Origin of the sequence: Hoeflea sp. EC-HK425, from assembly GCF_902498795.1 — a bacterium.
Classification (GTDB): domain Bacteria; phylum Pseudomonadota; class Alphaproteobacteria; order Rhizobiales; family Rhizobiaceae; genus Hoeflea; species Hoeflea alexandrii.
On sequence record NZ_LR701572.1, the window covers coordinates 526808 to 550892 of the forward strand.

A 24085-nucleotide genomic window follows, 5' to 3' on the forward strand; every position below is an offset into this window, starting at 1 on the left:
TGCGGTTCGGTAAACGGGTGAGCTCGAAATATAGGGGTGCAGTTTGGTGGGATCTGCGTCATGGAGGACTGCAAAAGCCATGATTGCAAAGCAAGAGATCAAGCCCGCGAATTGTCCAAGTCCCCTATCGGCCGTCAGAACATCCGCGGTCTCCGGCATCAATGCCGTTTCCTTTTTGCTGCAAAGCACACTAGGCTTGCCGGCAAGGAGTGATTGATGGAAGAACAGATTTCAGGTGCGGTGGAAGCGGTTGGCGGCGTGGTCGAGCAGGCTGTCGCGCAAGTCGTCGAGCAGGCTGTCGGCCAGGGCGGGCACCATGGCGATGCGATGGTGGCGATCGCGATCGCCGTCGCCATCGCGGCCCTTCTCGGGCTCGGCTTCATGCGGCTCAGGCAGCCGCCGCTGGTAGGGTTCATCCTGGCCGGCCTGGCGCTCGGCCCCACCGGCATGGGCGTGATCTCGACATCTGAAAACGTGTCGCTGCTGGCTGAACTCGGCGTGGTGGTGCTGTTGTTCTTCATCGGTATGGAACTGTCGATCAAGGCCTTCGTGCTCAGCCTCAAGCCGGCAGTGATCGTGGCCGGCGGGCAACTGGTGGCCTCCATGGCGCTGGCGGCGCTGCTGGCCTTCATGCTTGATGCCAGCCCGTCGGAGACGCTGATCCTGGGCTTCATCATCGCGCTGTCGAGCACGGTGGTGGCGATGAAGATGCTCGACGAGATGGGCGAGTTGCGCGCCGCGCCGGGCCGGATTGCGGTCGGCGTCCTGATTGCGCAGGATCTCGCGGTCGTGCCGATGCTGATCCTGGTCTCAAGCCTGGGCGGTGACGAGTTCGACCTTGCCGATGTCGCCTTCAAGGTGGTGGTCGCGGTGGCGTTGCTTGCCGGGCTGTTGTGGTGGTTCGGACGGCATCCGAAACTCAAGCTGCCGTTTGCCGAAGCGATCGAGAACAATGTCGATCTGCTGGCGATCGGATCGCTGGCGCTGTGCTTTTCGGCGGCCGCGCTGTCAGGTCTCGCCGGTCTGTCGCCGGTCTATGGCGCATTCCTGGCGGGCATCGTCATCGGCAACTCCACGCTCAGAAGCCGCATCATCCCGGTGATCGAGCCGATCCAGAGCATTCTGCTGGTGGTGTTCTTTCTCTCGATCGGACTGCTGATCGACCTCGACTTCATTCTCGCCAATATTTCTCTGGTGCTTGCCGCGGCCCTTCTCGTGGTGGGGCTGAAGACGGCGCTCAACATCTTCCTGCTCCGGATCACAGGATCGGATCCGAAGACTGCGCTGCTGGCCGGCTTGTCGATGGCGCAGATCGGGGAGTTTTCCTTCGTGCTGGCGGCTGCAGGCTTTGCTTCGGGCGCGTTCGGCTCCGACATCTACCGGCTTGCGATCGCGGTGACGGCGATCTCGCTGCTGGTGTCGCCGATCTGGTTCAATCTGATGGAGCGTGTCGAGGACCTGGCGAGCGAAAGCCTGAGCTCCTACAAGCAAGCGCTGGCACAGGCCTATGAGGACGAACTCGACGGCGTCGAGAACGTGGTGTGGGCTGCCAGGGCCCGCTACCGCGCGGCACGCTTCGCGCTCTATCAGCGGAAGATGCGCAAATCGGCGCTCAAGGCGGAATCCATAGACAGTGCCGTGCCGCCAGTGGAACCAGCCGGTGCAGCGGCTGAAAGCGCCGACGATGCTGCAGCCGCCCCGGCTTCGGACAGGGAGACTGTGCCCGAGCCTTCGGGTGATGGTGCTCCGCCGGTGGCAGAGAAGCCCGATAAGGGAACCGCCTAGAGCTTCAGAGCTTGCCCAGCAGCGCCGGATCCGGCCAGCCATCGGCGGGAAGACCGAGGCGCAGCTGCTCGGCGCGCACCGCGGCGCGGGTGCCGCCGCCGAGAATGCCGTCGATCTTGCCGACATCATGGCCGCGGGCGGCCAGTTTCTGCTGCAATTGCTTCATCGACGCATCGTCCAGACCGTTGCCGGGATTGCCCGCGTCATAGGGCTTGGCGCCGGCCAGCCTTGTCGCGAAGTAGGCCGCCGAGGTGGTGTAGATGAAGCTCTGGTTCCATTCGAGATAGATCGAGAAATTCGGAAACGCCAGGAAGGCCGGGCCGTTGCGGCCCTGCGGGAACAGCAGGTCGGCGGGCAGGTTCTGCGAGGTCGGCTGGCCGTTGGGGAAGCTGACGCCGAGCGCGGTCCAGTCGTTGAGCGTCATGCCGCCGTTCAGCCCTGACTTCTCGTAGGGGAAGTTGCCCGATGGCACCGAGACTTCGGCAAACCAGGGTTCACCGGCGCGCCAGCCCAGCGACCTGATGAATTTCGCGGCGGTCATGATCGCGTCTTCGGAAGACGTCTTCAGATTGACGTGGCCGTCGCCGTCGCCATCCACGCCGTATTCGATGATGTCCCTTGGCAGCATCTGGACCTGGCCGATCTCTCCGGCCCAGGCGCCGGTGGTGCCGTTCGGATCGAGATCGCCATGGCCGACCATCTCGACGGCCGCGATCAGCTGCGGACGGAACAGCTCGGGCCGGCGGCAGTCATGCGCCAGCGTTGCCAAGGCATTCATGGTGTTGAAATCACCCTGCACCGCGCCGAAATCGGTCTCCAGGCCCCAGAAGGCGGTGATGACGGCGGCCGGCACTCCATACTCGGCCTCCGCGCGGGCGAAGGTGTTGGCGTATTGCTTCATCTTCTTTGCGCCGACCTGCATGCGGTTGGAACTGACCGAGCGCCTGGAAAACTCGAGGAAGGTCTGGCGGAAAACGCCTTGCGCGCGGTCGCGCGACAGCACCTTGTTGTCGATTGAGGCGTTGCGCAGCGCGCGCGTCGCAACCTCACCGCTGACACCCTTGGCCATCGCTTCGGCTTTCACGCCTTCGAGGAACTGGGCGAAATTGCCGCCGCAGGCGGGCGCCTGCGCCATGGCCGGGGTGGCCGCAAGGCCTGCGAGAAGGAGGGCTATCGGAAGCTTGGGTGTCATGGCGGCGTCAACTCCTGATGGGGCGATGAATGGACCCCCGATTTGTGGCAATGATGAGGTGATTCCTCGGATGCGCAAAGTCTTGGGTCTTGCCGAGCGGCTGGAGCCGGAGGATCGGCTTCACGGAGCCCACAGCGCCGGTTGCATCCAGACGTCCGGGAGCCCGAGAGTTCCGTGATCCGGCAATGGGGCTGATCCCAGGCCGAGCGATTGCCAGGCTTCACGGTATTCCTCGGGCAGGGGATAGGGCGGGGCGACGCCGGTTTCCGGGCTGAAGCCGCTGCGCCCGTAGTAGGCGGGATCACCGAGCACATAGGCACGGGCCACGCCGTCCCGCTTGAGCCGGCTCAGCCCTTCGCGGATCAGGGCTGAGCCGATGCCCTTTCGCTGCCATTCGGGCGCGACGGCCAGCGGAGCCAGGAGTGCGGCCTTGGCGTCACTTCCGCTAATCCCGCACAGGGTGAACAGGATATGGCCGACCGTCGCTTCGCCGGCTTCAGCCACCAGCGAGAGGATGCCGGGGTCTTCCGTGAGCAGTTGCCGGACCAGCGGCAGCAAGTCCTCCTCCGGGAAGGCCGCGGGATACAGCCTCTCGATGGAGGCCATGTCATCGGACCGGCTCGGTCGAATCTCAAGATCTTGCAGTTTCGCCTCCATCCGGTTCTGCACTGTTCCACTCACAGCTTAGGCTGGAATGGCGTGGGGCGAAACCGCTGCCTACCGCGCATATTTCCTCAGCCAGGCTTCCCACTGCTTCTTGCTGCCGGCGAAGGCATTGATGTCGGTGTCGCCCTTGATGCCGTCCATAATGCCGGTGCCGGTGTATTGCCAGAAGGTCCAGGGGTGGTCGGGATAGATGTCCTGCGGGTGGGCGGCAACGGATCTGAGCCAGAACTGGTAGTTCTGGAAATGGCCGTCGAGGTTCTCGCGGTGGAAATCGACCGGTGTGTAGATGATCGGGCGCTTGCCGTAATGGCGGCCGACCATGTCCATCCAGACCTTCATCTCGATGCGCACGGTTTCGGGATCCGGACGTGTCGTGCAGGTCTTCGAAGCATGGTTCCACTCGACATCGAGAACGGGCGGCATCTGTACCGATTCCCGCGGTACGTTGGCGATGAACCACTCGGCCTGTTCGCGCGCCGGGCGGCAGAAATAGTAGAAATGGTAGGGCGCGTGCGGGATGCCGGCGGCGCGGGCGCCGCGCCAGTATTCCGGAAAGCGGCTGTCATTGTGGTCGCCGCCTTCGGTCGCCTTGATGAAGACGAAGGCGACGCCGGCGCGCTTGACCTCGTTCCAATCGATATCGCCCTGCCATTTGGACACGTCGATGCCGTGAACGGGATAACGGTCGGGGTGATACTTGCCGAAATCGACCGGCTTGCGGTCGCCGTAGCGGCCGTTCCCGGGCGGATCGAGCTTCTTGACGTCCGGCCTGTTCGACTGCGCCGTCTGTTTCTTGGCGTTGCCGATGGGCTGCAGGCTGTCTTCAAGCCCTGTCGAACTGCAGCCGGCCAGGCTGGTGGCGGCAACCAGCAGCAGCGCGGCGACAGACCTGGACGACAGCCAGCCGGCTGTCTCCTGGCGTACCGGCCGGGAGCGCCCCAGCATTTGTCGCAAGGCGAAACTAAGCTTCGATAGCGTTAATACTGTCTTACGGGAGTGCATGAATGAGACTTTCAGCGAAACAGTGTTTTATTTCAGTGGTTTAGCGGATGCTTGCGGGTCCGCGCCATCCTGCGGGACCCTGGCCACGCCTGAACTCTTCCCCTGTTTACTGACAAATCGTTAAATTTTGAAAAATGCCATCAATCAGTCGTTTACCACGGCGTCCGCGTGGTCACTTTTTGTTAAGCGATGAGGGGGCATCTGGACTTCGGAACAGGAGTCTTTGGCATGATGCTGAATACGTATGTACCAAACGCATTCAGGCGATATGCAATCGCTGGTTTGGTTATGGCAATTGTGACGCCACTGGCGGCCATTGCAACTGAAGTTCTTGCCGGCGCCAGCATGGCGCATGCAGGGTATGTCTTTCTTACAAGTCCGTTCGGAATGGCAGCCATTGCTGCGCCGCTGGGAATGGTCCTGCTGGTTGCCGGGCTGGGCTATCGCCATGACCGGCTGGCGCGGCAGATCCGCAGCGAACGGGCCGCGACAGAGCAGCTGCGTCAGGCGGCCTATCACGATGGCCTGACAGGGTTGCGCAACCGCCATGCGCTAGGTGAAGATGTCGGGCGGATCCTCCGCTGCAGGAGCGGGCAGGCCGAGCACACGGCCCTTTTGCTGTTCGATCTCGACCGCTTCAAATACATCAACGACACAATGGGCCATGCGGCCGGTGACCTGGTCCTCAAGGTGCTGGCAGAGCGGATGCAGGCCTATTGCCAGGCGGGACAGCGCGTCTATCGGCTGGGTGGCGACGAGTTCGTGCTGTTGTGGGAAAACGCGCCGGGAATCAAGACCATTTCCAGCTTCTGCGACGGCCTGTCGGCCTTTGTGTTCCGTCCGGTCGAAAGCCCGGCCGGGAAGATAGACACTGGTGGCAGTATCGGTTTTGCCATCACCGACGAGCAGGTCGGCAGCCTCTCCGATTTGCTCAAGCGGGCCGACCTGGCGCTATACCACACCAAGGAAAAGCCGGGCGTGAAGCACAGCTTCTTTACCCATGAAATGGAGAGCAGCCACCGGCGCCGTCAGCAGATGGAAGCAAACATGCGCCATGGCCTGGCAACGGGCGCATTCCATCTTGATTACCAGCCGGTGGTCAAGATCTCGACCCTTTCGGTTTCGGGGTTCTCGGTTCGTCTGCGCTGGGCGCATCCCGAAGATGGCGATCTGGCGCAGGAGGTGTTCCTTCCTGTTGCCGAGGCAAGCGGCCTGATCCTGCCGCTAGGCAAATGGATGCTCGAGCGCGCCTTTGAGGATGCAAGCGGATGGATCGACAAGGCGGATCTGACCTTACCGGTCGCGGCAGTCCAGTTGCGCGATCCGGGCTTTGCCGGTTTCGTGATCTCTGCGCTTGAAAAGTCCGGTTTCGAGCCGGGACGGCTGGTCCTGGATGTGGAGTCGAACGCGGCACGGCGCGAAGCCGCAATCGTGCTGGCAAACCTCGAGCAGCTGCGCGGCCACGGTGTGAAGATATCGGTCAGCGAACTTGCCGCCAGCATTGCCGGACTGTCGATGGTTCGCGATTTTCCGGTGGACCGGGTGCGGCTTGACCTTGGCAAGATCAGGAAGCTCGCCGGCAAGACCCGTGTCGTGCAGATGCTGACCCTGTTCCTGCAGCTCGCTTCCACTGTCGAAACCGCGGTGATCCTGACCGGTGTGGACAGCGAGGATGATCTCAAATGCGCCTGTGACGCCGGTGCGGAACAGGTGCAGGGCAGCTTTGCCGGTGTCCGGCTCTGCGCCCTGCAGGTCTCACGCTTTTCCACATCCTTCCGGGAGACGGCGCAGCCGACACCTGTCGAGGCGCCGGCCCTGTTCAAGTCTGCCTGACAGGCGCGAGCTTGCCAGGCTTTCCCGGTCCGATCAGGGCTTGCCGGCGCCGCCCGCTGTGGGCGTGGTCAGGATGACGGCTTCGCCGGCTTCCAGAACGGTCTGGTCGCAGGCCTCCAGCGTTTCGATGCTGCCATCGCGGCGGCGGACCTCGGTCTTGCCGACTTCACCTTCGCCACCGCCATCGATGCCGAGCGGCGGGCGGTTGCGGTGCGAGGACAGGATGGCGAGATCCATCTTTTCCAGGAAGCGGATGGTTCGCTTCGTGCCATTGCCGGCATTGAAGCGGCCCTTGCCGCCGGAATCGTCTCGGATGTGGAAATCCTCGAGTTCAACGGGAAAGCGCATTTCCAGGATTTCCGGATCGGTCAGCCGCGAATTGGTCATGTGGGTGTGGACGCCCGAGGTGCCATGGAAGCCGCGGCCCGAGTTCTCGTAGCCTGCCGGCGAGCCCGAGCAGATGGTCTCGTAGTACTGGTACCTGGCGTTGCCGAAGGTGAGATTGTTCATCGTGCCCTGGCTGTTGGCGAGAGCGCCCAGCGCCCCGAAGATGGCGTTGGTGACGTGCTGCGAGGTCTCGACATTGCCTGCCACCACTGCACGCGGATAGGCCGGTTTGAGCATAGAACCCTCGGGAATGACGATGTGGATCGGGCGCAGGCAGCCGGCATTCATCGGGATCGGTTTTTCGACCATCACCCGGAAGCAATAGAGCACTGCGGCGCGGGCCACCGGTTCGGGGGCGTTGAAATTGTTCGCAAGCGCATCCGAGGTGCCGGTGAAATCGACGGTCGCCTCACGTTTGTCACGGTCCACCGAAATCTTCACCCTGATCACCTGGCCGGTGTCTGTCGGATACTCGTATTCGCAATCGGACAGGGTCTCGATCACGCGGGCGACGCTTTCCGCCGCGTTGTCCTGGACGTGGCCCATGTAAGCCTCGACCACGTCGAGCCCGAAATCGGCGACCATCTTTCTCAGATCCGCCACGCCCTTTTCGTTGGCGGCGATCTGGGCCTTCAGGTCGGCGACGTTCTGGGTGACGTTGCGGACGGGGTAGGGATGGTCGGTCAGAAGCTCTATCAGCTCCTTTTCGCGGAACCTGCCGCGCTCGACGATGCGGAAATTGTCGATCAGCACGCCTTCCTCGTCGACCGTGGTGGCGAGCGGTGTCATCGAACCGGGGGCGGTGCCGCCGACATCGGCGTGATGGCCGCGCGAGGCTGCCCAGAACAGGATCTCGCTGCCGTCATCGGAGAACACCGGAGTGACGACGGTGATGTCGGGCAGGTGGGTGCCGCCATTGTAGGGGGCGTTCAAAGCAAAGACGTCGCCGGGATGGATGTCGCCTTCGTTCAAGCGGATGATGGTTTCCACCGAGCGGTCCATCGAGCCCAGATGCACCGGCATGTGCGGCGCGTTGGCGACGAGGGCTCCGTTGCGGTCGAAGACGGCGCACGAGAAGTCGAGCCGCTCCTTGATGTTGACCGAATAGGCGGTGTTCTGAAGCGTCACGCCCATCTGCTCGGCGATCGACATGAACAGGTTGTTGAACACCTCGAGCATGATCGGATCGGCCTTGTCGGCGCCGATGGCCAGCGCCCGGTCGAGCTTTTCATAGCGGGTCAGCAAGACGTGATCGCGGGCATTGATGGTTGCTTCCCAGCCCGGCTCCAGGACAATTGTCTGGTTGGGCTCGATGATCAGCGCCGGGCCCTTGAGGCGGTTGCCGGGGCTGAGCCGGTCGCGGCGGACAATGCGCGCGTCGTGCCATTTGCCATTGGCGTAGACCGGGCGGGTTTCTCCGTCCGATATCTCTGCCGGATCGAGCGCGTGTTCGGGCTCGATGCGGTGGTCTTCCCGGTCATCGATGCCTTCAACCGATATGGCCTCGATGATGACCGTCTTGTTCTCGTAGACAAAGCCGAACTGGGCCTTGTGGGCGGTCTCGAATTCGGTGCGGGCAGCAGCGAAATCGAAATCCGAGAAGGCGACGGGAATGGTGGTGTCGGTTCCGTCATAGCGCAATTGCAGCATCGGCCGCCAGCTGATGGCATCGTCGGGCACGCCCTGGGTCTTGAGTTCCTCGAACACGCCCTTGCACAGCACATCGACGAGCAGTTTGACATCGGTGCGGCTGTCTTCTTCCAGTGGCTTGATCAATGCCTGCTGGCGGCTGGCGAAGACGCTGGCGAGGCCGATGCCGTAGGCCGAGAGCAGACCCGAGAAGGGGTGGATGAGGATCGATTCCATGCCCAGCGCGTCGGCGACAAGGCAGGCGTGCTGGCCGCCGGCGCCGCCGAAACAGTTGAGCAGGTATCGGGTGACGTCATAACCGCGCTGCACGGAGATCTTCTTGATGGCGTTGGCCATGTTCTCGACGGCGATGGTGATGAAGCCTTCGGCTATTTCTTCGGCGCTCTTGCCGGGCTGGTCGCTCGCCAGAGTGTCGAACGCCCGGCGAACGGCGTCGACATCGAGCGGCTGATCCTGGCCGGGACCGAAGATGGCCGGGAAGAAGTCGGGTTGCAGCTTGCCAAGCATGACATTGGCATCGGTGACGGTGAGCGGGCCGCCGCGGCGGTAACAGGCGGGGCCGGGATTGGCGCCGGCGGAATCGGGGCCCGCGCGGAAGCGGCCTTCGCCCGAATGCAGGATCGAGCCGCCGCCGGCGGCCACCGTGTGAATGCGCATCATCGGCGCGCGGATGCGCACGCCGGCGACCTCGGTATCGAAGGCGCGCTCATAGTCGCCATCATAGTGGGCGACATCTGTGGAGGTGCCGCCCATGTCGAAGCCGATGACCTTGTCGAAACCGGCAAGGGCCGCGGTCTCGACCATGCCGACGACGCCGCCGGCCGGGCCCGACAGGATGGCGTCCTTGCCGCGGAACATGTCTGCCGCGGTCAAGCCGCCGGATGACATCATGAATTGCAATGTTGGTCCGGGCTCGCCCGAGGGCGTAGCGCCGAGAACGCTCGCAACGCGGTCGACATAGCGTCTGAGAATTGGTGAGAGGTAGGCGTCGACCACGGTGGTGTCACCACGGCCGACCAGCTTGGCCAGCGGCGAGACCTGATGGCTGACCGAGATCTGGGCAAAGCCCGCGCGCTTGCAGGCATCCTCGACGATGATCTCGTGGATGGAATTCTGCCAGGAATGCATCAGCACCACGGCGACGGAATCGATGCCGTCGGCGCGGGCCTTGGCGAGTTCCGGCTCGAGTGCTTCGAGGTCGACGCCGCGGACCGCCTTGCCGTCCGCCATGGTGCGCTCATCGACCTCGATGACGCGTTCATAGAGCTGCTCTGGCAGGATGATTTCCTTGGCGAAGATGTCGGGCCGGGCCTGATAGGCGATGCGGAGCGCGTCGCGGAAGCCCCTGGTGATGACCAGAGCGGTGCGGTCGCCCTTGCGCTCGAGCAGCGCATTGGTCGCAACCGTGGTGCCCATCTTGACGTGGCCGATGCGTTCTGCGGGGATAGGGCTGTCCTGATCGACGCCAAGCAGATCGCGGATGCCCTGGATGGCGGCATCGGGATAGGCTTCTGGGTTTTCCGACAAGAGCTTGCGCTGGTGCAGCGTGCCATCGGGGACGCGGCCGACCACATCGGTGAAGGTGCCGCCACGATCGATCCAGAAATCCCAAACGCCCGTCATGATCATGCCTCCAGCAGGTTCTCGCCGCTCCGGATCTTGCCATGGACAGCGGCTCTTGTCCGCGTATAATGCTTATTGTCAGCATAACGTCAATATTTTGTCGATAAAATGTGAGTGAAAAATGGCCCGACAGGATTCCGCAACCCAGAAGGGCATCGGCCCGATTGTTTCGGCGTCGCATCTGGCCGATGGCGGCTTGCCTGCACTTTCCGAAATGGAATTCGCACTTGTGATCCTGAGCAATGCCTTCCAGCGCTGGATCACGCGCTGCACGTCCGCCGCGGGCGGCGAGGGGCTGTCGGCGATCGAGGTGCAGATCCTGCATGCGGTCAATCACCGCGAGCGCGACAAGAGCCAGTCGGAACTGTGCATGATGTTCAACATCGAGGACACCCACGTGGTGGCCTATGCACTGAAGAAGCTCGAAGCGCTGGGGCTGGTGGAATCCGGCCGCCGCGGCAAGGAAAAGACCGCGCGGATCACCAGGGCGGGGGCCGATCTCTGCCTGCGCTACCGCGATCTGCGGGAGAAGCTGTTGATTGAGTCAGTCAAGTCACTTGGTCTCGACGAGACGCGGGTCAGCGAGATCGCGGCGCTGATGCGGGTGATGTCGGGCCAGTACGACCAGGCCTCGCGGGCCGCCGCCAGCTATTGACCCCGGGCCGGCCGGCTGCCTATCGTCGCGCCACATTTTCAAATGACACAGGAGAAGGCACATGGAATACGTCCGGCTTGGAAAGACAGGCCTTAAGGTTTCGCCGCTGTGCCTTGGCTGCATGAGCTTCGGCACCCCGGGCGGGCCGACGCACCCGTGGGTGATCCCGGAAGACGAGGCGCAGCCGTTCTTCCGCAAGGCGGTCGAGAGCGGGATCAATTTCTTCGACACGGCGAACCACTACAATTACGGTGATTCCGAGAAGATCACCGGCAAGGCGCTCAAGGCCTATGCCCGGCGCGACGAGATCGTGGTGGCGACCAAGGTGGGCCTGAGGATGAGTGACGGCCGGCCGAATGACCGGGGGCTGTCGCGCAAGCACATCTTCGATCAGGTCGACCAGTCGCTCGGCCGTCTCGACATGGATTACATCGACTTGCTCTACATCCACCGCCTCGATCCCGACACGGAGCATGAAGAGATGCTTGCGGCCCTCGAAGCCGTGATCCAGGCCGGCAAGGTGCGCTATGTCGCCGCCTCCTCGATGTGGACCTGGCAGTTTGCGAAGCTCAGGGAAATGCAGAAGGCGCGCGGCTACCAGCCCTTCGTCGCCATGCAGAATTTCTACAACCTCGCCTACCGCGAGGAAGAGCGCGAGATGATGCCCTATTGCGCCTCGGAAGGGGTGGGCGTCGTGCCCTGGTCGCCGATCGCGCGCGGGTTCCTGGCCGGCAACCGGCCGAAGGAGGGACAGGCCACCAACCGGGCCGCGACCGACAAGATGGCGCAGGGCTATTTCGGCTCGGCTCAGGACTACGCCATCCTGTCGCGGGTCGAGAAGGTTGCCGACAAACTCGGCGTCAAGCCGGCCCAGGTGGCCTATGCCTGGGTGCTGTCGAAATCCTACGTCACATCACCGATTGTCGGCGCCACCAAGATCGGCCAGCTTGAGGAAGCTATCGGTGCGCTTGACGTGAAGCTCGACGCGGCTTCGATCCGGCTGCTCGAAGGCGCCTACAAGCCGCGCGAGGTGGCGGGGCACAGCTAAAGATGATCGGCTCTAAGCCTTCTTCACCCGACCTTGGCCTTGCGGCCGCACCAGACGACGATACCGACGGCGAGCGCGAAGCCGAGCATGACCGGGGTGACGGTTTCGCCCAGCAAAAGGGCCGAAAGGCCGAGCGTGACGAAGCTCTGCAACAGTTGCACCTGGCCGACACGGGCAATGCCGCCGATGGCGAGACCCTGGTTCCAGAAGATGAAGCCGGCGAACATCGAGCCGAGCGAGAGATAGGCGAGTGCTGCGAGCGCATGGCCGTCGGGCCGGATGATGCCGCTTTCCCAGGTAAAAACCGTGCCCGCCAGCGACAGCGGCGCGGTGACCACCAGTGCCCAACTGATCACTTCCCATCCCGACCGGGTGCGGGCGAGCTTGCCGGAAATGACGTAGCCGCAGGAGGCCGACAGGGCGGCGCAAGCGAGCCAGAAATCTCCGATGCCGGGCTCGATGTCGGCGCCGGAGAGGGAAAAGACCAGCACCAGTGCCGCCCCGGTCAGGCTCCATGCCCAGAAGGCGAGGCCGGGCCGCTCGCCGCCGAAAAGGGCTGCGAAGGTGGCGGTCATCAGCGGCAGCACGCCCAGCACCACCCCGCCATGGGATGCGGGCACGGTCTGCATCGCGACGCTTGAAAAAGCCGGGAAGCCATAGACCAGCAACAGGCCTGCAAGAAAAAACGAGAGCGAATGCTGGCGCGGGAAGGGTTTTCTCAGAAGGGCAAGCGTGACGCCCGCCACCGAGGCGGCGATGGCCGCACGGCAGAAAGTGATGAAGGCCGGCGAGAACCCCTCGAGGGCGATGCGGGTGATCGGAAGGGTGGCGCCGAAGATGACGACCCCGATGAAGCCGAGCGCCATGCCGGTGAGCGGGTGGGCGGAGGCCTTCGGGGTTGGCGCGGAGGGAAGCGGTGTATCTGTCATGACAACGGCATTACGGGGCGATCCGGCGCGGGTCCAACGAATTCCGGCGATGGAACCGATCGCGATGCGAAATGCATCGTTCAACGATTGTGCATTGCGCCATACTCGATTTTTGAGACCAAATCACGTAAGAAGGTTCAATGTCCTTGTTCAGCCGCCTGTTTGACGCCATTGGCGAAACCGCTTCCACCGCCTTTTCGGGCGTGATCGAAGCCGTGCGCACGGTGTTCGCCGGCGATCCTGAAACACGGCGCAAGGTGGCGTTTTCGGTGGCTGTCATCGCGCTGTCGGCGAAGATGGCCAAGGCCGACGGCATCGTGGCGCCGGAAGAAGTGCGCGCCTTCCAGGAAATCTTCGCGATCCCGCAGGCCGAGGCGAACAATGTGGCGCGGCTTTACAATCTCGCCAAGCAGGATGTCGCCGGCTACCAGGCCTATGCACAGCGGGTGGCGGGCATGTGCGGCTCGGGCGAGGCCAATTGCGCCATGCTCGAGGATGTGCTCGACGGGTTGTTTCACATCGCCAAGGCGGATGGGGTGATCCACCACAAGGAGCTCGAATTCATCGCCGACGTGGCCGATATCTTCCACTTCGACGAAGCCTATTTCGAGCGCATCATGGCCCGTCACGTTCATCCCGACGGCATCGATCCCTATGCGGTGCTCGGCCTGCCCGAGACTGCGCCGTTCGAAGAGGTGAAGAAGCGCTACCGGGCTCTTGCCTCGGAAAGCCACCCCGACCGGCTGCGCGCTCGTGGTGTGCCCGAGGAATTCCTGACCATCGCCAATGACAGGATGGCGACGCTCAATGATGCGTTCTCGGTGATCGAGAAAGCCCGCGCCGCCGCATGAGTGCCTTCGATCCCGACTACAGCTCCGCACGGATTTGCCCGTCCCCCAATTGTGGCGAGCGCAAGGGCGGGCGTACCCCTGACATGCTCATCCTGCATTATACCGGCATGCCGACCGCCCAGGCCGCGCTGGACTGGTTGTGCTCCGAGGAGAGCCAGGTGTCCTCGCATTACTTCGTCGACGAGGCCGGAGTGGTGACCCAGCTGCTGCCCGAAACCGCCCGGGCATGGCATGCGGGCCAGAGCTGCTGGAAGGGTGAGACCGACATCAACTCGTCCTCGATCGGCATCGAGATCGCCAATCCCGGCCACGATGCCGGTTCGCCGGATTTCGAGGAGGCGCAGATCCGGGCGGTGATCGCGCTGTGCCGCGACATCATCGAACGCCACGCGATTTCAGCCGAGCGGGTGCTGGCCCATTCCGACATCGCGCCGATGCGCAAGCAGGATCCGGGCGAAAACTTCCCCTGGCAAAAGCTTCATCAAGAGGGCATCGGCCACTGGGTCGAACCGTTGCCGGTGGGCGGCGGACGGTTTTTCCAGGAAGGCGATGCGGGCCAGCCGGTGGAGGCGCTGCAGACCATGCTGGCGCTGTACGGCTATCAGGTGAGCGTGGACGGGGCCTTCAATGCCGAGACGGCTGCGGCGGTGCGGGCTTTCCAACGGCACTTCCGTCCCCAGCGGGTCGACGGCATCGCCGACGCCTCGACCATTGGCACCCTGCACAAGCTGCTGAGCGCGCTTCCGACGGTTGCGTAAGCTCCTTTCAGACGCAGCCGGTCACCCTCCGCGGACCGGGCGCAGTGTTACACTCTGACATCTAAGTTTATTGCGATGCAGCATTTTTTGGGTTGCCGGCCATAAATACGCCGGCCTGCGCCCTGATTGAGGTGGCTTCCACGCACGGAACGGGCAACGGCATAAGCCGGTCACGGTTCCGGACTGAAAAGCAACGCGCCAAGGGTATGACCCGTCCTCATCGATGAACGTTCGGGCATGGCGCTATCGGAGTGATCTAAAAACATGCGTCTCATTTTCACGGCTGCCGCGGCGGCCTTGCTCTCACTTGCGCTCTCGGGCTGCGAAACCACCGGCACCTCCAACGAGACGACCGGCTCGATATCGAATGGCAAGATCAAGAGCTCGAGCATGAGCTTTGGTTATTCAACGCGGCCCTACGGGAAACTGATTTCAAGCTACGCCAAGAGCCACGGAGTGCCCGAGGCGCTGGCCCATGCGGTGATTTCGGTGGAAAGCAATTACAGGCCGACGGCGCGCGGAGCGGCGGGAGAAATCGGGCTGATGCAGATCAAGCCAGCGACCGCGCGGATGATGGGATATCGCGGGTCTTCCAAAGGGCTCTATGACCCAGAGACAAACATCAAGTACGGCATGCTGTATCTTGCCAAGGCGCATGAGCTTGGCGGCGGCAGCACCTGCGGCACCATACTCAAATACAATGCTGGCCATGGCGCAAAACGGATGAATCCCGTTTCCAAGCGCTACTGCGGCAAGGTTGCCAGGCTGATGAAATAAGGCTGGAGGTGCCCCTCTTTCATCAACCTGGTCATCTCAAAACGCAGTTTGGTGAAAAAGGTTCCGGAAAACAGAACAGAATGAGCGACCGCCATTTCTGGCGGTCGCTTTGCGTTTGCAGGTGAAGTGTCCGGCAAGCCTTCTGGCGAACAGCCGATGGCTCCGTGTGGCTGGTCCGGCGTTCAGCCCCGTGCTTCGAGGAGCCCCCAGCGATTTCCAGTTCGCCGTTTGCGATGCATGAGCACGAGCATGGTCGTGATCAACACCAGCAGCTCGGCGACAATGCCCGCGTACCATATGCCCGGTTCACCAAACCAGAACGGCAGCGTGAAGGTCAGGGGCAGCGCGAACATGTATGTTCGCGACAGGCCCAGCAGCGCTGCTCTGGGCGCATCACCGATCGCCTGGAAGTAGGACCCGATCATCATCACCGGACCGAAGATGAAGGTGGTCAGGACGATGTAGGGCAGGATCCGGGCGATCTCGCCGACGATGGCGTGATCCTCAATGAAGATGTAGCCGATCTGGGAACGGGTGCCGAGAAAGACCAGCTCCACGATGATGCAATAGACCAGGGCGAGCAGGACAGCAATCTTGATGCTCCTGTCGGTTCGCACTGGCAGTCTGGCGCCGAAATTGTTGCCGGCTATGGTCTGGAACGCCATGCTCAGCCCCAGCAATGGCAGGAAGGTGAAGGTGATCAGCCGGGTGATGATGCCGAACGCGCCTGCCGTTGCGGCATAGGTCTCCGCCGCCCAGAGCTGCAGGCAGTAGAGTGTCAGGCCCGCCGACAGCGACATGCCGATATAGCCGAGGCTCGAGGGCGCGCCGAGTGCCAGCAATTCGCCCCAATGTCCGGCTCCGGGCCAGGCGGGAAGTCTCGGGGCCATAGTTCTCCGCCCGGCAGATCTCCGGTAGAGGATCACGGCCAGCATTGAACAGAGCTCTGCCAGCACGGTTCCATAGGCCGAACCGGCGACGCCTGCACCAAGTTCGACGATGAAGACATAGTCGAAGCCGATGTTGAGCAATGCCGACATCAGCGTGATTGCTGCCATGGCGGTGAGCAGGCCCTCGCTGCGCAGGGCGGCGATGTTGATCGAGAGCACGAAGACCAGCGGCGAAGACAGGATCAGGATGGAGATATAGGTATAGCCCATCCCGGCCAAAGCGGTGTCGCCATTGGCGGCCATCAGGCTGAGTGCGTCGCCCACGAGCAGAAACAGTGCGATCAGCATGGCGCAGACAACCAGCGCCAGTTGAACGGCCTGGGCGAACACGATACTTGCGCTGTTCCGCTCGCCGCCGCCGATCATGCGCGCGAAGACGCTGGCGAAGCCGTTCGAGACCAGAGTCGCGAGCGCGACCAGAAGCATGTAGAGCGGGAACATCAGGGTGACCGCTGTCAGCGCGTCCGCTCCGACATAGGCACCCAGAAAATAGGCGTCGACCACGGTGAAAAGGCCATTGACGCCCATGACGACAATGATCGGGGTGGCGGTTTTCGCAAACAGTGCCGGCAATGATCCGGCAAGATAGATGTTATCGTGGGGTGTGGACAATCCTGTCATCACAAACCTCTTTCAGTGTCTGGATGCGGATCAGGAAGGGTGCTCGCGTTGCCATCGGACCGCATTCAACTGAAATCGGTGGATGAGACTTTGATGCAAAGGGCTTCACCATGGACAAGCCAGCGAGCGGCAGGGGCCTTCACCCTGCGGGCTCGATAGGCCCCGATGCTGGATTTGTCAATTGTCGATCTTGCGCAGGCGGAACCCGGGGCGCGGGCAGCCGCTATTGTTCTGGCCATTCGTGCTACGGTGGTCTAAGGAGGGCGCGCCAGTCGGCCGGGCAGCCGCGCCCTGCAGCGTCGAAAGACAGCAGGGTGAGGAAAGTCCGGGCTCCACGGATAAGCGGTGCCGGATAACATCCGGCGGGGGCGACCCCAGGGAAAGTGCCACAGAAAGCAAACCGCCCCGCCACCTGATTGCCGGATCCGATCCCACGGTCGAGCGGCACTGAGGCGGCGGGGTAAGGGTGAAAGGGTGGGGTAAGAGCCCACCGCGCGACCGGCAACGGAAGCGGCACGGTAAACCCCACCGGGAGCAAAACCGAATAGGGATGACGCAGGGCGCAAGCCCGGCCCTTTTTCCGGGGTTGATCATCCGGGTAGGTTGCTTGAGGTGCGCAGCAATGCGTATCCCAGAGGAATGGCTGCCACGTTCTGGTCCGCAAGGGCCAGGGCCATACAGAACCCGGCTTACAGGCCGGCTGGCGATTTCAATCTGATCGGCAACCCGCGGCGGCGAGGGTGCGTGTGGCGCGGCTCAACGCCAGACCAGCCGTATCGTTGTGCCACCTGGATCGCTGCTGAGGTCGAAATCGGCGCCGATGCTTTCGGCGCGGCGACGCATGCCGGCGAGGCCGTGGCCATGGTGCCTGCGGCCGTCCGGCCTCGGGTCGAAACCCTTTCCATTGTCACTGATGCTGATCGAATTGCGGTCAGAGGCGATGGTGATGATACTGGCTTCGGCGTGCTTGATGATGTTGGTGATGCTCTCCTGGACGATCCGGAGCAGGTTGAGATTCTGCGACGGGCCGGGATGGGGCAGTTCCGGTTCATCATCAATGCGCCAGTCGAATTCGAGCGCATGTTCGGCCAGAAGCGTTTCCAGACGGGTGCGCAGCATGCCGAGCAACGTCGAGATGCTGGCATCGGTCTCGAGGCTGTCAAGCATCAGTGACAGGTCGCGCAACGCGTCTTCAAGTGCTGTCTTGATGACCGCGTCGCCCTTTTCGTTGTTCTGCATGTAAGCCAGCGTGTTGACCAGTTGGCCGCCGATGCCGTCGTGCAGGTCGAGCATGATGCGCTGGCGCTCGTTGTTGATCGCTTTCAAACGTTCGGCCTGGCCGAGTTTCTCGTAGGTGAGACGCAATTCCTCGGTCTTGGCCGCGACGGTTTGCTTGAGCGTTCCGGTCAGTTCCTCGTAGCTGCGCAGCGACAGCATGAAGCGTGAGATCACCAGCCAGAGACAGACGCAGAGCATGGCCAGCGGCATGAACTGGAAGATGTGCTGATTGCGCCCCGGATCCACGACCGCGGTGATGTAGAGTTCATAGACGCCCATGGCCGAGGCCATCGAGAGAAAGAAGAAGAAGATGCGCAGGTCGGGCTTGTCGATCTTGCTCCTGTTGCCAAGCAGTACCGCCAGCACCAGGAACGACAGGATCGCCGGATGCAGCTTGAAAAGCAGCAGGGTGTCGAAGAGGTAGGGCGCGGGAACGAGGGCGCCGATCACGATTTCGGCCATGATGAACACAAGGCTGACGGTCTCCAGCGGTTTGAGGTCCTCGCCGATATAGTGGTTGCAGAACTTGAAGATCAGCAACACATAGACACTCACCGAGACCTGCCAGATCAGGGTCCACCAACGGTAGCCGATGGCACTGGTGTCGAAGCCGAAATGGATGCAGATGATGCAGGCAAAGCCGCAGGAGGTGGCCAGCAGCGCGTAGATCGGTTCGCTGCGCCGGGCGAACCAGATGATGCCAAGCATGATTCCGGCTATGGTCATGAAGCCGAGATTGAAGCGCGCCATCCCGGCGCTGGTGATGAACCGCCAATTGTAGTGCGGAGTGAGAAGCTGTGCTTCGCCGAAATGGAAGGGCTCGAGCACCAGGCCTTCCTGAGGATAGCCGTAGAGGGTGATCTCGATCCGGTTCTGACCGGGCTGCAACAGGCTTTGCGGAACCGTCGCCAGCACCGGGATGTTCCACATCCGTGCAGGCTGGCGGTCGGTGAGTTCGTTGCCGTAAACCTGTGCGCCGTTGACGCTGACAAAGACTTCGTCGGCGTAACTCGGCAGATAGAGCGCCTGGAGACTGTCGGGGATCTTTGGCAGGGACAGATCAAAGCGCAGGTGCCGGGTTTCGTGGCCGGCGGCATGGCGTGCGGGAAAATGATGAGGAAGCTCAATGTCGCGGGGTTGCGCGCATCCGGGTGTTTCACAGACCTCTCCCGCGGTCAGCATCACCGCAGGGTCGATCGGCTTGATGGCACCGATATTCAATGCCCAGATCAGCCCTGCAATGGCTGCGATCCAGGCGAGGACGGCAAGAAGCGTGTGGCTGTTCTGCACCTAGAGAAGCCCCATGCGTGTCGCCCGGGCAATGGCCTCGGTGTTCGAATTGACGTTGAGCTTCTGGTAGATGTTGTTGATGTGGTTGCCGACGGTCCCGGTGGAGATGCCGAGCTTTTCTCCGATCTCGCGGCGCTTGTAGCCCTTGGCGACGGCATTGAGGATCTCGGTTTCGCGATTGGTCAGATCGATCTGCGGGGCTCCTTCGGAGGATCCGGCGGTGCCCGAACTGACCATGGCCAGCAGATGACGGGCAATCTGCGGGCTTATCGGGCTGCCGCCCTCGATTACCGACAGTACGTCCTTGCCGATGGCGGCCAGCGATCCGCTCTTGAGCACGTAGCCGCGGGCGCCGGCTCGCAGGGCATCGATTACGCGTGCCTCGTCGCCGAAGATGCTGACGACGAGGGCTTCGCAGGTCCAGTCAGCCCCGGAGACAGCCCTGATCACCTCGATGCCGGAGCCGTCGGGAAGGCCGAGATCGACGAGCACGATGCGGGGCCTGTGCGCGTACAGCTGGTTGAGGCCGCCGTCGACGTCATCGGCGATGGCGCAGACGCTGAGTTCGTCCGTCTTCTCGATGGCTGACTTGAGCCGCAGCGCGATCTCGCGCCTGTCTTCGACAATGAGAACGGAGTGAGAAACAGTTTCAGCCATGATGCGGGTCGATTACGAGAGTGTGCATGGTGGCAAGTCTAGCAAAGGAACAGCCAGGCTTGCATGTATTAATCCATCTATTGTGCCTGCCCCCGAGCCGGCAATAGATTTCGCCCGACCAAGACCAAACCATGATCGGGAATACTGCCATGTCTGTCCACTCTCCTCGCATTTCCGCCCTGCGAAGCTTCCGTCGCATGCTGCTTGTCACCGGCAGCATGGCAGTGGCGCTCGGCGCAGTGCTGACAGCAGCGATGCCAGCCGCTCAGGCCTCGGAGCTTACGGTCTATGAGTGCGAACCCGAGGGTGACGTCTTCTACGAGGTTGAAGTGTTCTGGGTTGACGGAAACTCCACCGCGCGGATCGCTCCCAAAAGCGAATACATCAGCGCGGCGGAGTCGGCGGCGCAAACCGAAACCGCGCGGGAGCAGCGCGTGGCCAGCGGGTTCAGCTTCGACAGCCGCAGCTACAGCTTCTTCGGCAAGGGCACCGATGCCCGGCTTCGCTTCAAGCAGTATCCGAACGACGCACCGGTTCCCTGCGCCGAACGCGCGATGGAGCAGACCCATGCTTCCGGCGCTGTCGGCGGCAATGAGACAATGCTTGGCAACGCCCCGGCACGCTCGCTCGGTGGCAAACTGCGCAACGGGCCAGGAACCAATTTTTCAGCCGTCGGCAGCCTTGCGGAGGGCGCGCCGGTGACGGTGCAGGCCAATACCGGTGTCCGGTTCGATGGCTATGACTGGTTCGAGATCCGGCACGGCAGCGGGGTTGCCTACCAGTGGGGCGGCATCATGTGCTCGGACGGAGGCGCGATCGCGGGCATGTTTGGTGACTGCGCATCGCTGCTTCGCAGTCAGGCGCCGGCCCCGGTCCAGACGGTCGCGAGCGGCGGTGGCTGGATGGCCTTTGCCATTGGCGCGAACGGGCGGTTCGGCCACGGTGCCGGGGCCAGCCGCCAGGAAGCACAGTCTTACGCGATGCAGTATTGCGGCGATGCTTCCTGCGGCATCGAGGACATGACACAGGCCCAGTGCCATGCGCTGGCGGGCGGCAATCGCAACGGCAACTGGTTCGGTGCGGGAAACAGCAAGCGGGCCGCTGAAAGCTTCGCCATGGGATTTTGCAGCAATGCCGAAGGATCCTGCGCGATCCGTTATTCGCATTGCCGCTGAATCGAGGAGTGCCGCAAGGCCGCCGGTCGCAAAACGACAGAAGTGTATGATTCCATACATTCAGGCTGAGAGGCCGGGCGGGTAGTTTGGCTCCATCGTGATCTTGAGCAGGAGTATGTCATGAAGCTCGCATCTTATCTGACCGCAGGAGTAGTGGTCGCCGCAGGACTGGCCCTTTCGACCGCCGCACAGGCCCAGGATGGAGCGCTGATGTCTTCCGGCGATCTCTATTTCAACGGCACGATCGGCGGCAGCGCGCTGATCTTCAGCGGTTCGTCGAATGTGGCGAAGACCTATTACGGTGTTGATGCCAGCGGCGAGGTCTGCCGCGCCAATGCTGGCGGGTTCGATCTTTGCGGTGGCCTGAACGTGTTTCACACTCTTGGCAATGGCAAGAAGACCACGGGCACCATGACCACCAGCACACGGGTTGCCTCGGTTGGCGGCTTCGTCAAGGCGCGCAAGCAGATGGAGCAGGTGGGCATCGCGCCCTATGTGGGCCTGCGGCGCTACTTTACCCAGACGACCGTGACCGGCGTTGGCGCAACCACCAAGCTCACCGACAATGCCAATGCGGTCTATGGCGGCGTGGAACTGGACTACAGCCTTGTCCAGGACCGGGTTTACCTGACGATGAAAGCCGAGGTCGGCCGCACCTTCGGTGCTCAGACCAACCGGACCACGGTGCTTTTGTCGCCCGGCCTTAAAGTGAAATTCTAACTCAAGCCACTGGTCCGGCTTGTGACAGGGACCTGGTGCACCCGGCGCAGCTCAGCTCGCCGTGGTGCCCCAGGTCTTTTTGGTGTTTATCCCGATCGTTCCAAATCTTTCGCTCTGCCACGGAACTGGCGTGTTCCGCGCCAGAGTGAGGCAGGCAGCCTCTGAACGGTGCGGGGCCCGGTTGCACCGTGATGCCGGGAACCAATCATCAGCAACTTCGTTGAGCGCAGACAGGACGGCGATCACCCTCATTTCCGGGAACAGGTCGTTCTCATATTGACTGCTCCGAAACCATGCCGCCCAAAATCATTTTCAAAGGAAACACGCCATGAAGACCCTGTCCGATGCATTCGAACACACTCTGAAAGACATCTACTACGCCGAGAACGCGCTGGTGAAAGCGCTTCCGAAGGTCCAGCAAGCCGCCAACGGCAAGAAGCTGAAGGATGCGATCGGCGAGCATCTTGAAGAAACCAAGGGCCAGATCAAGACACTGGAGAAGGTCTTCAAGTCGATCGGCAAGACCGCTTCCGGCGAAAAATGCGATGCCATCGAAGGTCTGATCAAGGAAACCGACGGCATCATCGACGAGGCCACCGGCGTGGCCAAGAACGCCGCGCTGATTGCTGCCGCCCAGGCCGTCGAGCATTATGAAATCGCCCGTTACGGTACCTTGCGAGAATGGGCAAAGGTGCTTGGCCACAGTGAAGCCCATGACCTGCTCACCCGGATCCTCGACGAGGAAAAGGCCGCCAACAGCAAGCTGACCAACCTGGCGGTTTCATCGATCAACGAAGAATAGGGCAATCAGGATCTGCGCACTGCCATGCTGCGTGCGCTAAGGCTTGCTGCGGGAGGACGGTTCTATGCCGTACTCCCGCAGCTTGTTCGAGGCAAGCCACATGAAGGATGGCAGGAGGGGGGAGTCGGCGTGTGAACTCAGTCGCCTTCCGTGATCCTGACCTTGTCCGGCCAGAAGGCGAAATGTCCCGCGAGTTGCCGGGAGCCCTCAAGCGGCCGGTCGTAGGTCCAGGCGATCTCGTTGCCGTTGAACGAAACGTAGCTCGCATCGCCCTTGAGCGGGCAGTGGGTGGATTTGTCGACGGGTTCGAGACTGGGAATGATATCAGACGCAGGGATGTATATGGCTGGATCGTAGAGGGACTTGCCCATCTCCAAGACGCGGAGCGCGTCATGCGTTTGCGCAATCAGCGTGTCGCCGACATGAACGCTTACGGCTCGCCGGATTGGCCTGATGACCATGAAATGGTTCGGGTTGTTTGGGTTTCGAATGGCCCCTTCGAGCGAAGGGACGTTGGCGTCGCCGGATTCTGAGCCTTGCATGGTCTCGCCTGTGGTTTGAGGTGGCGGGCGTGTGATCGCGCTCACTGTCTTACCAGCATCCCGGCTGCTTTGATATCACAAGCGCGCTGATGTGCGGATGATCCTCCAAACAGGCCGGTGAGACGAGGCATGCCGCAATCAGACTTGTGAATGGCCTCGTGCGGGGTGTTTAATCACTGTCATGAGCCATGAAGACGAAGACGAAACGCCGGGTTCCACGGTCTGCCTTGCGCATATGCTGGTCGACGGCCACGTCGTCGATCCGCAGACCTGGAACGATGTCTCGACCTTCCGGAAATCCGAGCGCAAGCGGTTGTACGTCGCCCGTCAGAACCAGTCCGCCGACGAGCGGAAATCTGCTTCGACCGCCATCTCCTTGCGGCTGGACGAGATACTTGGCGATGTGGCGGGGCGGAGGATCGCCGCCTTCTGGCCGATCCGTGGCGAGGTCAACCTGCATGGCTGGATGGCCGCGGCCAGCGACCGTGGTGCGCAGATCGGCCTGCCTGTCGTGGTGGAGAAGAACCATCCGGTGGAGTTTCATCGCTGGAGCCCGGGATGCGTCATGGCCAAGGGGATCTGGCATATTCCCGTGCCGGCAGAGCCGGATCCGGTGACACCGGACGTGGTGATCGTTCCGCTTCTCGGTGTGGATGAGCGCGGATACCGGCTTGGCAATGGCGGTGGCTACTACGACCGGACGCTGGCGCGGCTTGACGGCGAGGTGCTGATCATCGGCGTCGGTCAGGCGTTCGCGCGGATCAAGACGATCTTCCCGATGCCCTGGGATGTTCCGATGCACAAGGTGGTGCTGGGTGACGGGACGGTCTCCGACCACTTCTTCAGGCTGACGAAGCCGCCCGGCGGATGAAGCCGGGTGGTCAGTTTCGGGCG

20 protein-coding genes and 1 other RNA gene are annotated in these 24085 nt (G+C 62.3%); 12 read left to right on the forward strand and 9 right to left on the reverse strand.

Translation table 11 applies throughout. The features are described 5' to 3' along the window. Positions 1–216 precede the first annotated feature (216 nt). The gene (locus tag SPHINGO391_RS05415; RefSeq protein WP_152007871.1) at positions 217–1785 is read left to right on the forward strand and encodes a cation:proton antiporter; all 1569 of its coding nucleotides are present in this window, start codon (positions 217–219) and stop codon (positions 1783–1785) included. 4 nt (positions 1786–1789) lie between these two features. Here the strand turns inward: SPHINGO391_RS05415 and SPHINGO391_RS05420 are convergent, their stop codons facing one another. From SPHINGO391_RS05420 to SPHINGO391_RS05430, 3 genes are all read right to left on the reverse strand, one after another. Next, on the reverse strand, positions 1790–2920 hold the full coding sequence (locus SPHINGO391_RS05420) for a lytic murein transglycosylase (RefSeq protein ID WP_244615371.1): 1131 nt from the start codon (positions 2918–2920) through the stop codon (positions 1790–1792). Positions 2921–3097: 177 nt separating this feature from the next. Further along, positions 3098–3634, reverse strand: coding sequence for an N-acetyltransferase (locus SPHINGO391_RS05425; RefSeq protein WP_152007873.1), 537 nt, complete (start codon positions 3632–3634; stop codon positions 3098–3100). 60 nt (positions 3635–3694) lie between these two features. Beyond that, positions 3695–4519, reverse strand: a complete 825-nt coding sequence (locus SPHINGO391_RS05430) for a GH25 family lysozyme (RefSeq protein ID WP_152011438.1) — start codon at positions 4517–4519, stop codon at positions 3695–3697. Positions 4520–4933: 414 nt separating this feature from the next. On the opposite strand from SPHINGO391_RS05430, the gene SPHINGO391_RS05435 reads away from it, so the two are divergent. Beyond that, positions 4934–6478 carry an EAL domain-containing protein gene (locus SPHINGO391_RS05435; protein ID WP_193217199.1) on the forward strand — a complete coding sequence of 515 codons (1545 nt, stop codon included), beginning with the start codon at positions 4934–4936 and terminating at the stop codon, positions 6476–6478. 33 nt (positions 6479–6511) lie between these two features. On the opposite strand, the gene SPHINGO391_RS05440 is transcribed toward SPHINGO391_RS05435, so the two are convergent. Continuing rightward, on the reverse strand, positions 6512–10138 hold the full coding sequence (locus tag SPHINGO391_RS05440) for a hydantoinase B/oxoprolinase family protein (RefSeq protein ID WP_152007875.1): 3627 nt from the start codon (positions 10136–10138) through the stop codon (positions 6512–6514). A 121-nt stretch (positions 10139–10259) separates the two neighbouring features. On the opposite strand from SPHINGO391_RS05440, the gene SPHINGO391_RS05445 reads away from it, so the two are divergent. Further along, complete coding sequence (locus tag SPHINGO391_RS05445) at positions 10260–10793, forward strand: winged helix DNA-binding protein (protein ID WP_152007876.1); 534 nt, start codon at positions 10260–10262, stop codon at positions 10791–10793. Between the two features lie 61 nt (positions 10794–10854). Beyond that, positions 10855–11841 (forward strand): aldo/keto reductase, encoded by a 987-nt coding sequence (locus SPHINGO391_RS05450; RefSeq protein WP_152007877.1) that lies wholly within the window; start codon positions 10855–10857, stop codon positions 11839–11841. A 23-nt stretch (positions 11842–11864) separates the two neighbouring features. On the opposite strand, the gene SPHINGO391_RS05455 is transcribed toward SPHINGO391_RS05450, so the two are convergent. Further along, the gene (locus tag SPHINGO391_RS05455; RefSeq protein ID WP_152007878.1) at positions 11865–12770 is read right to left on the reverse strand and encodes a DMT family transporter; all 906 of its coding nucleotides are present in this window, start codon (positions 12768–12770) and stop codon (positions 11865–11867) included. 140 nt (positions 12771–12910) lie between these two features. Here SPHINGO391_RS05455 and SPHINGO391_RS05460 point away from each other — a divergent pair, with 140 nt between their 5' ends. The 3 genes from SPHINGO391_RS05460 (at position 12911) to SPHINGO391_RS05470 (ending at position 15156) form a co-directional block, all read left to right on the forward strand. Beyond that, on the forward strand, positions 12911–13621 hold the full coding sequence (locus SPHINGO391_RS05460) for a DnaJ family molecular chaperone (RefSeq protein WP_152007879.1): 711 nt from the start codon (positions 12911–12913) through the stop codon (positions 13619–13621). Beyond that, positions 13618–14379 carry an N-acetylmuramoyl-L-alanine amidase gene (locus tag SPHINGO391_RS05465; RefSeq protein WP_152007880.1) on the forward strand — a complete coding sequence of 254 codons (762 nt, stop codon included), beginning with the start codon at positions 13618–13620 and terminating at the stop codon, positions 14377–14379. Before SPHINGO391_RS05460 ends, SPHINGO391_RS05465 begins: the two co-directional genes overlap by 4 nt. 264 nt (positions 14380–14643) lie before the next feature. Further along, complete coding sequence (locus tag SPHINGO391_RS05470; protein WP_152007881.1) at positions 14644–15156, forward strand: transglycosylase SLT domain-containing protein; 513 nt, start codon at positions 14644–14646, stop codon at positions 15154–15156. 182 nt (positions 15157–15338) lie between these two features. Here the strand turns inward: SPHINGO391_RS05470 and SPHINGO391_RS05475 are convergent, their stop codons facing one another. Beyond that, the gene (locus SPHINGO391_RS05475; RefSeq protein ID WP_152007882.1) at positions 15339–16727 is read right to left on the reverse strand and encodes an MATE family efflux transporter; all 1389 of its coding nucleotides are present in this window, start codon (positions 16725–16727) and stop codon (positions 15339–15341) included. Between the two features lie 268 nt (positions 16728–16995). Between SPHINGO391_RS05475 and rnpB the strand changes: the two genes are divergently transcribed. Then, positions 16996–17435: RNase P RNA component class A (rnpB, locus tag SPHINGO391_RS05480), an RNA gene on the forward strand. A 48-nt stretch (positions 17436–17483) separates the two neighbouring features. Here the strand turns inward: rnpB and SPHINGO391_RS05485 are convergent. Continuing rightward, complete coding sequence (locus tag SPHINGO391_RS05485; protein WP_152007883.1) at positions 17484–19295, reverse strand: ATP-binding protein; 1812 nt, start codon at positions 19293–19295, stop codon at positions 17484–17486. Then, the gene (locus SPHINGO391_RS05490; protein WP_152007884.1) at positions 19296–19952 is read right to left on the reverse strand and encodes a response regulator transcription factor; all 657 of its coding nucleotides are present in this window, start codon (positions 19950–19952) and stop codon (positions 19296–19298) included. A gap of 149 nt (positions 19953–20101) precedes the next feature. On the opposite strand from SPHINGO391_RS05490, the gene SPHINGO391_RS05495 reads away from it, so the two are divergent. The 3 genes from SPHINGO391_RS05495 to SPHINGO391_RS05505 all read left to right on the forward strand — a co-directional run bounded on the left by SPHINGO391_RS05495 (position 20102) and on the right by SPHINGO391_RS05505 (position 22649). Next, positions 20102–21127: a DUF4189 domain-containing protein gene (locus SPHINGO391_RS05495; protein ID WP_193217200.1), complete on the forward strand. Its 1026-nt coding sequence runs from the start codon at positions 20102–20104 to the stop codon at positions 21125–21127. A 120-nt stretch (positions 21128–21247) separates the two neighbouring features. Further along, positions 21248–21847 carry a hypothetical protein gene (locus tag SPHINGO391_RS05500; protein ID WP_152007886.1) on the forward strand — a complete coding sequence of 200 codons (600 nt, stop codon included), beginning with the start codon at positions 21248–21250 and terminating at the stop codon, positions 21845–21847. Between the two features lie 328 nt (positions 21848–22175). After that, complete coding sequence (locus SPHINGO391_RS05505; protein ID WP_152007887.1) at positions 22176–22649, forward strand: ferritin-like domain-containing protein; 474 nt, start codon at positions 22176–22178, stop codon at positions 22647–22649. Between the two features lie 137 nt (positions 22650–22786). On the opposite strand, the gene SPHINGO391_RS05510 is transcribed toward SPHINGO391_RS05505, so the two are convergent. Further along, complete coding sequence (locus tag SPHINGO391_RS05510) at positions 22787–23191, reverse strand: DUF427 domain-containing protein (RefSeq protein ID WP_152007888.1); 405 nt, start codon at positions 23189–23191, stop codon at positions 22787–22789. Between the two features lie 181 nt (positions 23192–23372). On the opposite strand from SPHINGO391_RS05510, the gene SPHINGO391_RS05515 reads away from it, so the two are divergent. Further along, positions 23373–24062 carry a 5-formyltetrahydrofolate cyclo-ligase gene (locus tag SPHINGO391_RS05515; protein WP_152007889.1) on the forward strand — a complete coding sequence of 230 codons (690 nt, stop codon included), beginning with the start codon at positions 23373–23375 and terminating at the stop codon, positions 24060–24062. Positions 24063–24085: the final 23 nt, after the last annotated feature.

Excerpts from the sequence above, each read along its gene's own strand:
- SPHINGO391_RS05470 (WP_152007881.1), top strand. The coding sequence starts at position 14,644 with ATGCGTCTCATTTTCACGGCTGCCGCGGCGGCCTTGCTCTCACTTGCG.
- SPHINGO391_RS05460 (WP_152007879.1), top strand. The coding sequence starts at position 12,911 with ATGTCCTTGTTCAGCCGCCTGTTTGACGCCATTGGCGAAACCGCTTCC.
- SPHINGO391_RS05420 (WP_244615371.1), bottom strand. The coding sequence starts at position 2,920 with ATGGCGCAGGCGCCCGCCTGCGGCGGCAATTTCGCCCAGTTCCTCGAA.
- SPHINGO391_RS05510 (WP_152007888.1), bottom strand. The coding sequence starts at position 23,191 with ATGCAAGGCTCAGAATCCGGCGACGCCAACGTCCCTTCGCTCGAAGGG.
- SPHINGO391_RS05445 (WP_152007876.1), top strand. The coding sequence starts at position 10,260 with ATGGCCCGACAGGATTCCGCAACCCAGAAGGGCATCGGCCCGATTGTT.
- SPHINGO391_RS05515 (WP_152007889.1), top strand. The coding sequence starts at position 23,373 with ATGAGCCATGAAGACGAAGACGAAACGCCGGGTTCCACGGTCTGCCTT.
- SPHINGO391_RS05450 (WP_152007877.1), top strand. The coding sequence starts at position 10,855 with ATGGAATACGTCCGGCTTGGAAAGACAGGCCTTAAGGTTTCGCCGCTG.
- SPHINGO391_RS05505 (WP_152007887.1), top strand. The coding sequence starts at position 22,176 with ATGAAGACCCTGTCCGATGCATTCGAACACACTCTGAAAGACATCTAC.
- SPHINGO391_RS05490 (WP_152007884.1), bottom strand. The coding sequence starts at position 19,952 with ATGGCTGAAACTGTTTCTCACTCCGTTCTCATTGTCGAAGACAGGCGC.
- SPHINGO391_RS05465 (WP_152007880.1), top strand. The coding sequence starts at position 13,618 with ATGAGTGCCTTCGATCCCGACTACAGCTCCGCACGGATTTGCCCGTCC.
- SPHINGO391_RS05475 (WP_152007882.1), bottom strand. The coding sequence starts at position 16,727 with ATGACAGGATTGTCCACACCCCACGATAACATCTATCTTGCCGGATCA.
- SPHINGO391_RS05425 (WP_152007873.1), bottom strand. The coding sequence starts at position 3,634 with ATGGAGGCGAAACTGCAAGATCTTGAGATTCGACCGAGCCGGTCCGAT.
- SPHINGO391_RS05455 (WP_152007878.1), bottom strand. The coding sequence starts at position 12,770 with ATGACAGATACACCGCTTCCCTCCGCGCCAACCCCGAAGGCCTCCGCC.
- SPHINGO391_RS05415 (WP_152007871.1), top strand. The coding sequence starts at position 217 with ATGGAAGAACAGATTTCAGGTGCGGTGGAAGCGGTTGGCGGCGTGGTC.
- SPHINGO391_RS05495 (WP_193217200.1), top strand. The coding sequence starts at position 20,102 with ATGTCTGTCCACTCTCCTCGCATTTCCGCCCTGCGAAGCTTCCGTCGC.
- SPHINGO391_RS05500 (WP_152007886.1), top strand. The coding sequence starts at position 21,248 with ATGAAGCTCGCATCTTATCTGACCGCAGGAGTAGTGGTCGCCGCAGGA.
- SPHINGO391_RS05440 (WP_152007875.1), bottom strand. The coding sequence starts at position 10,138 with ATGACGGGCGTTTGGGATTTCTGGATCGATCGTGGCGGCACCTTCACC.
- SPHINGO391_RS05435 (WP_193217199.1), top strand. The coding sequence starts at position 4,934 with ATGGCAATTGTGACGCCACTGGCGGCCATTGCAACTGAAGTTCTTGCC.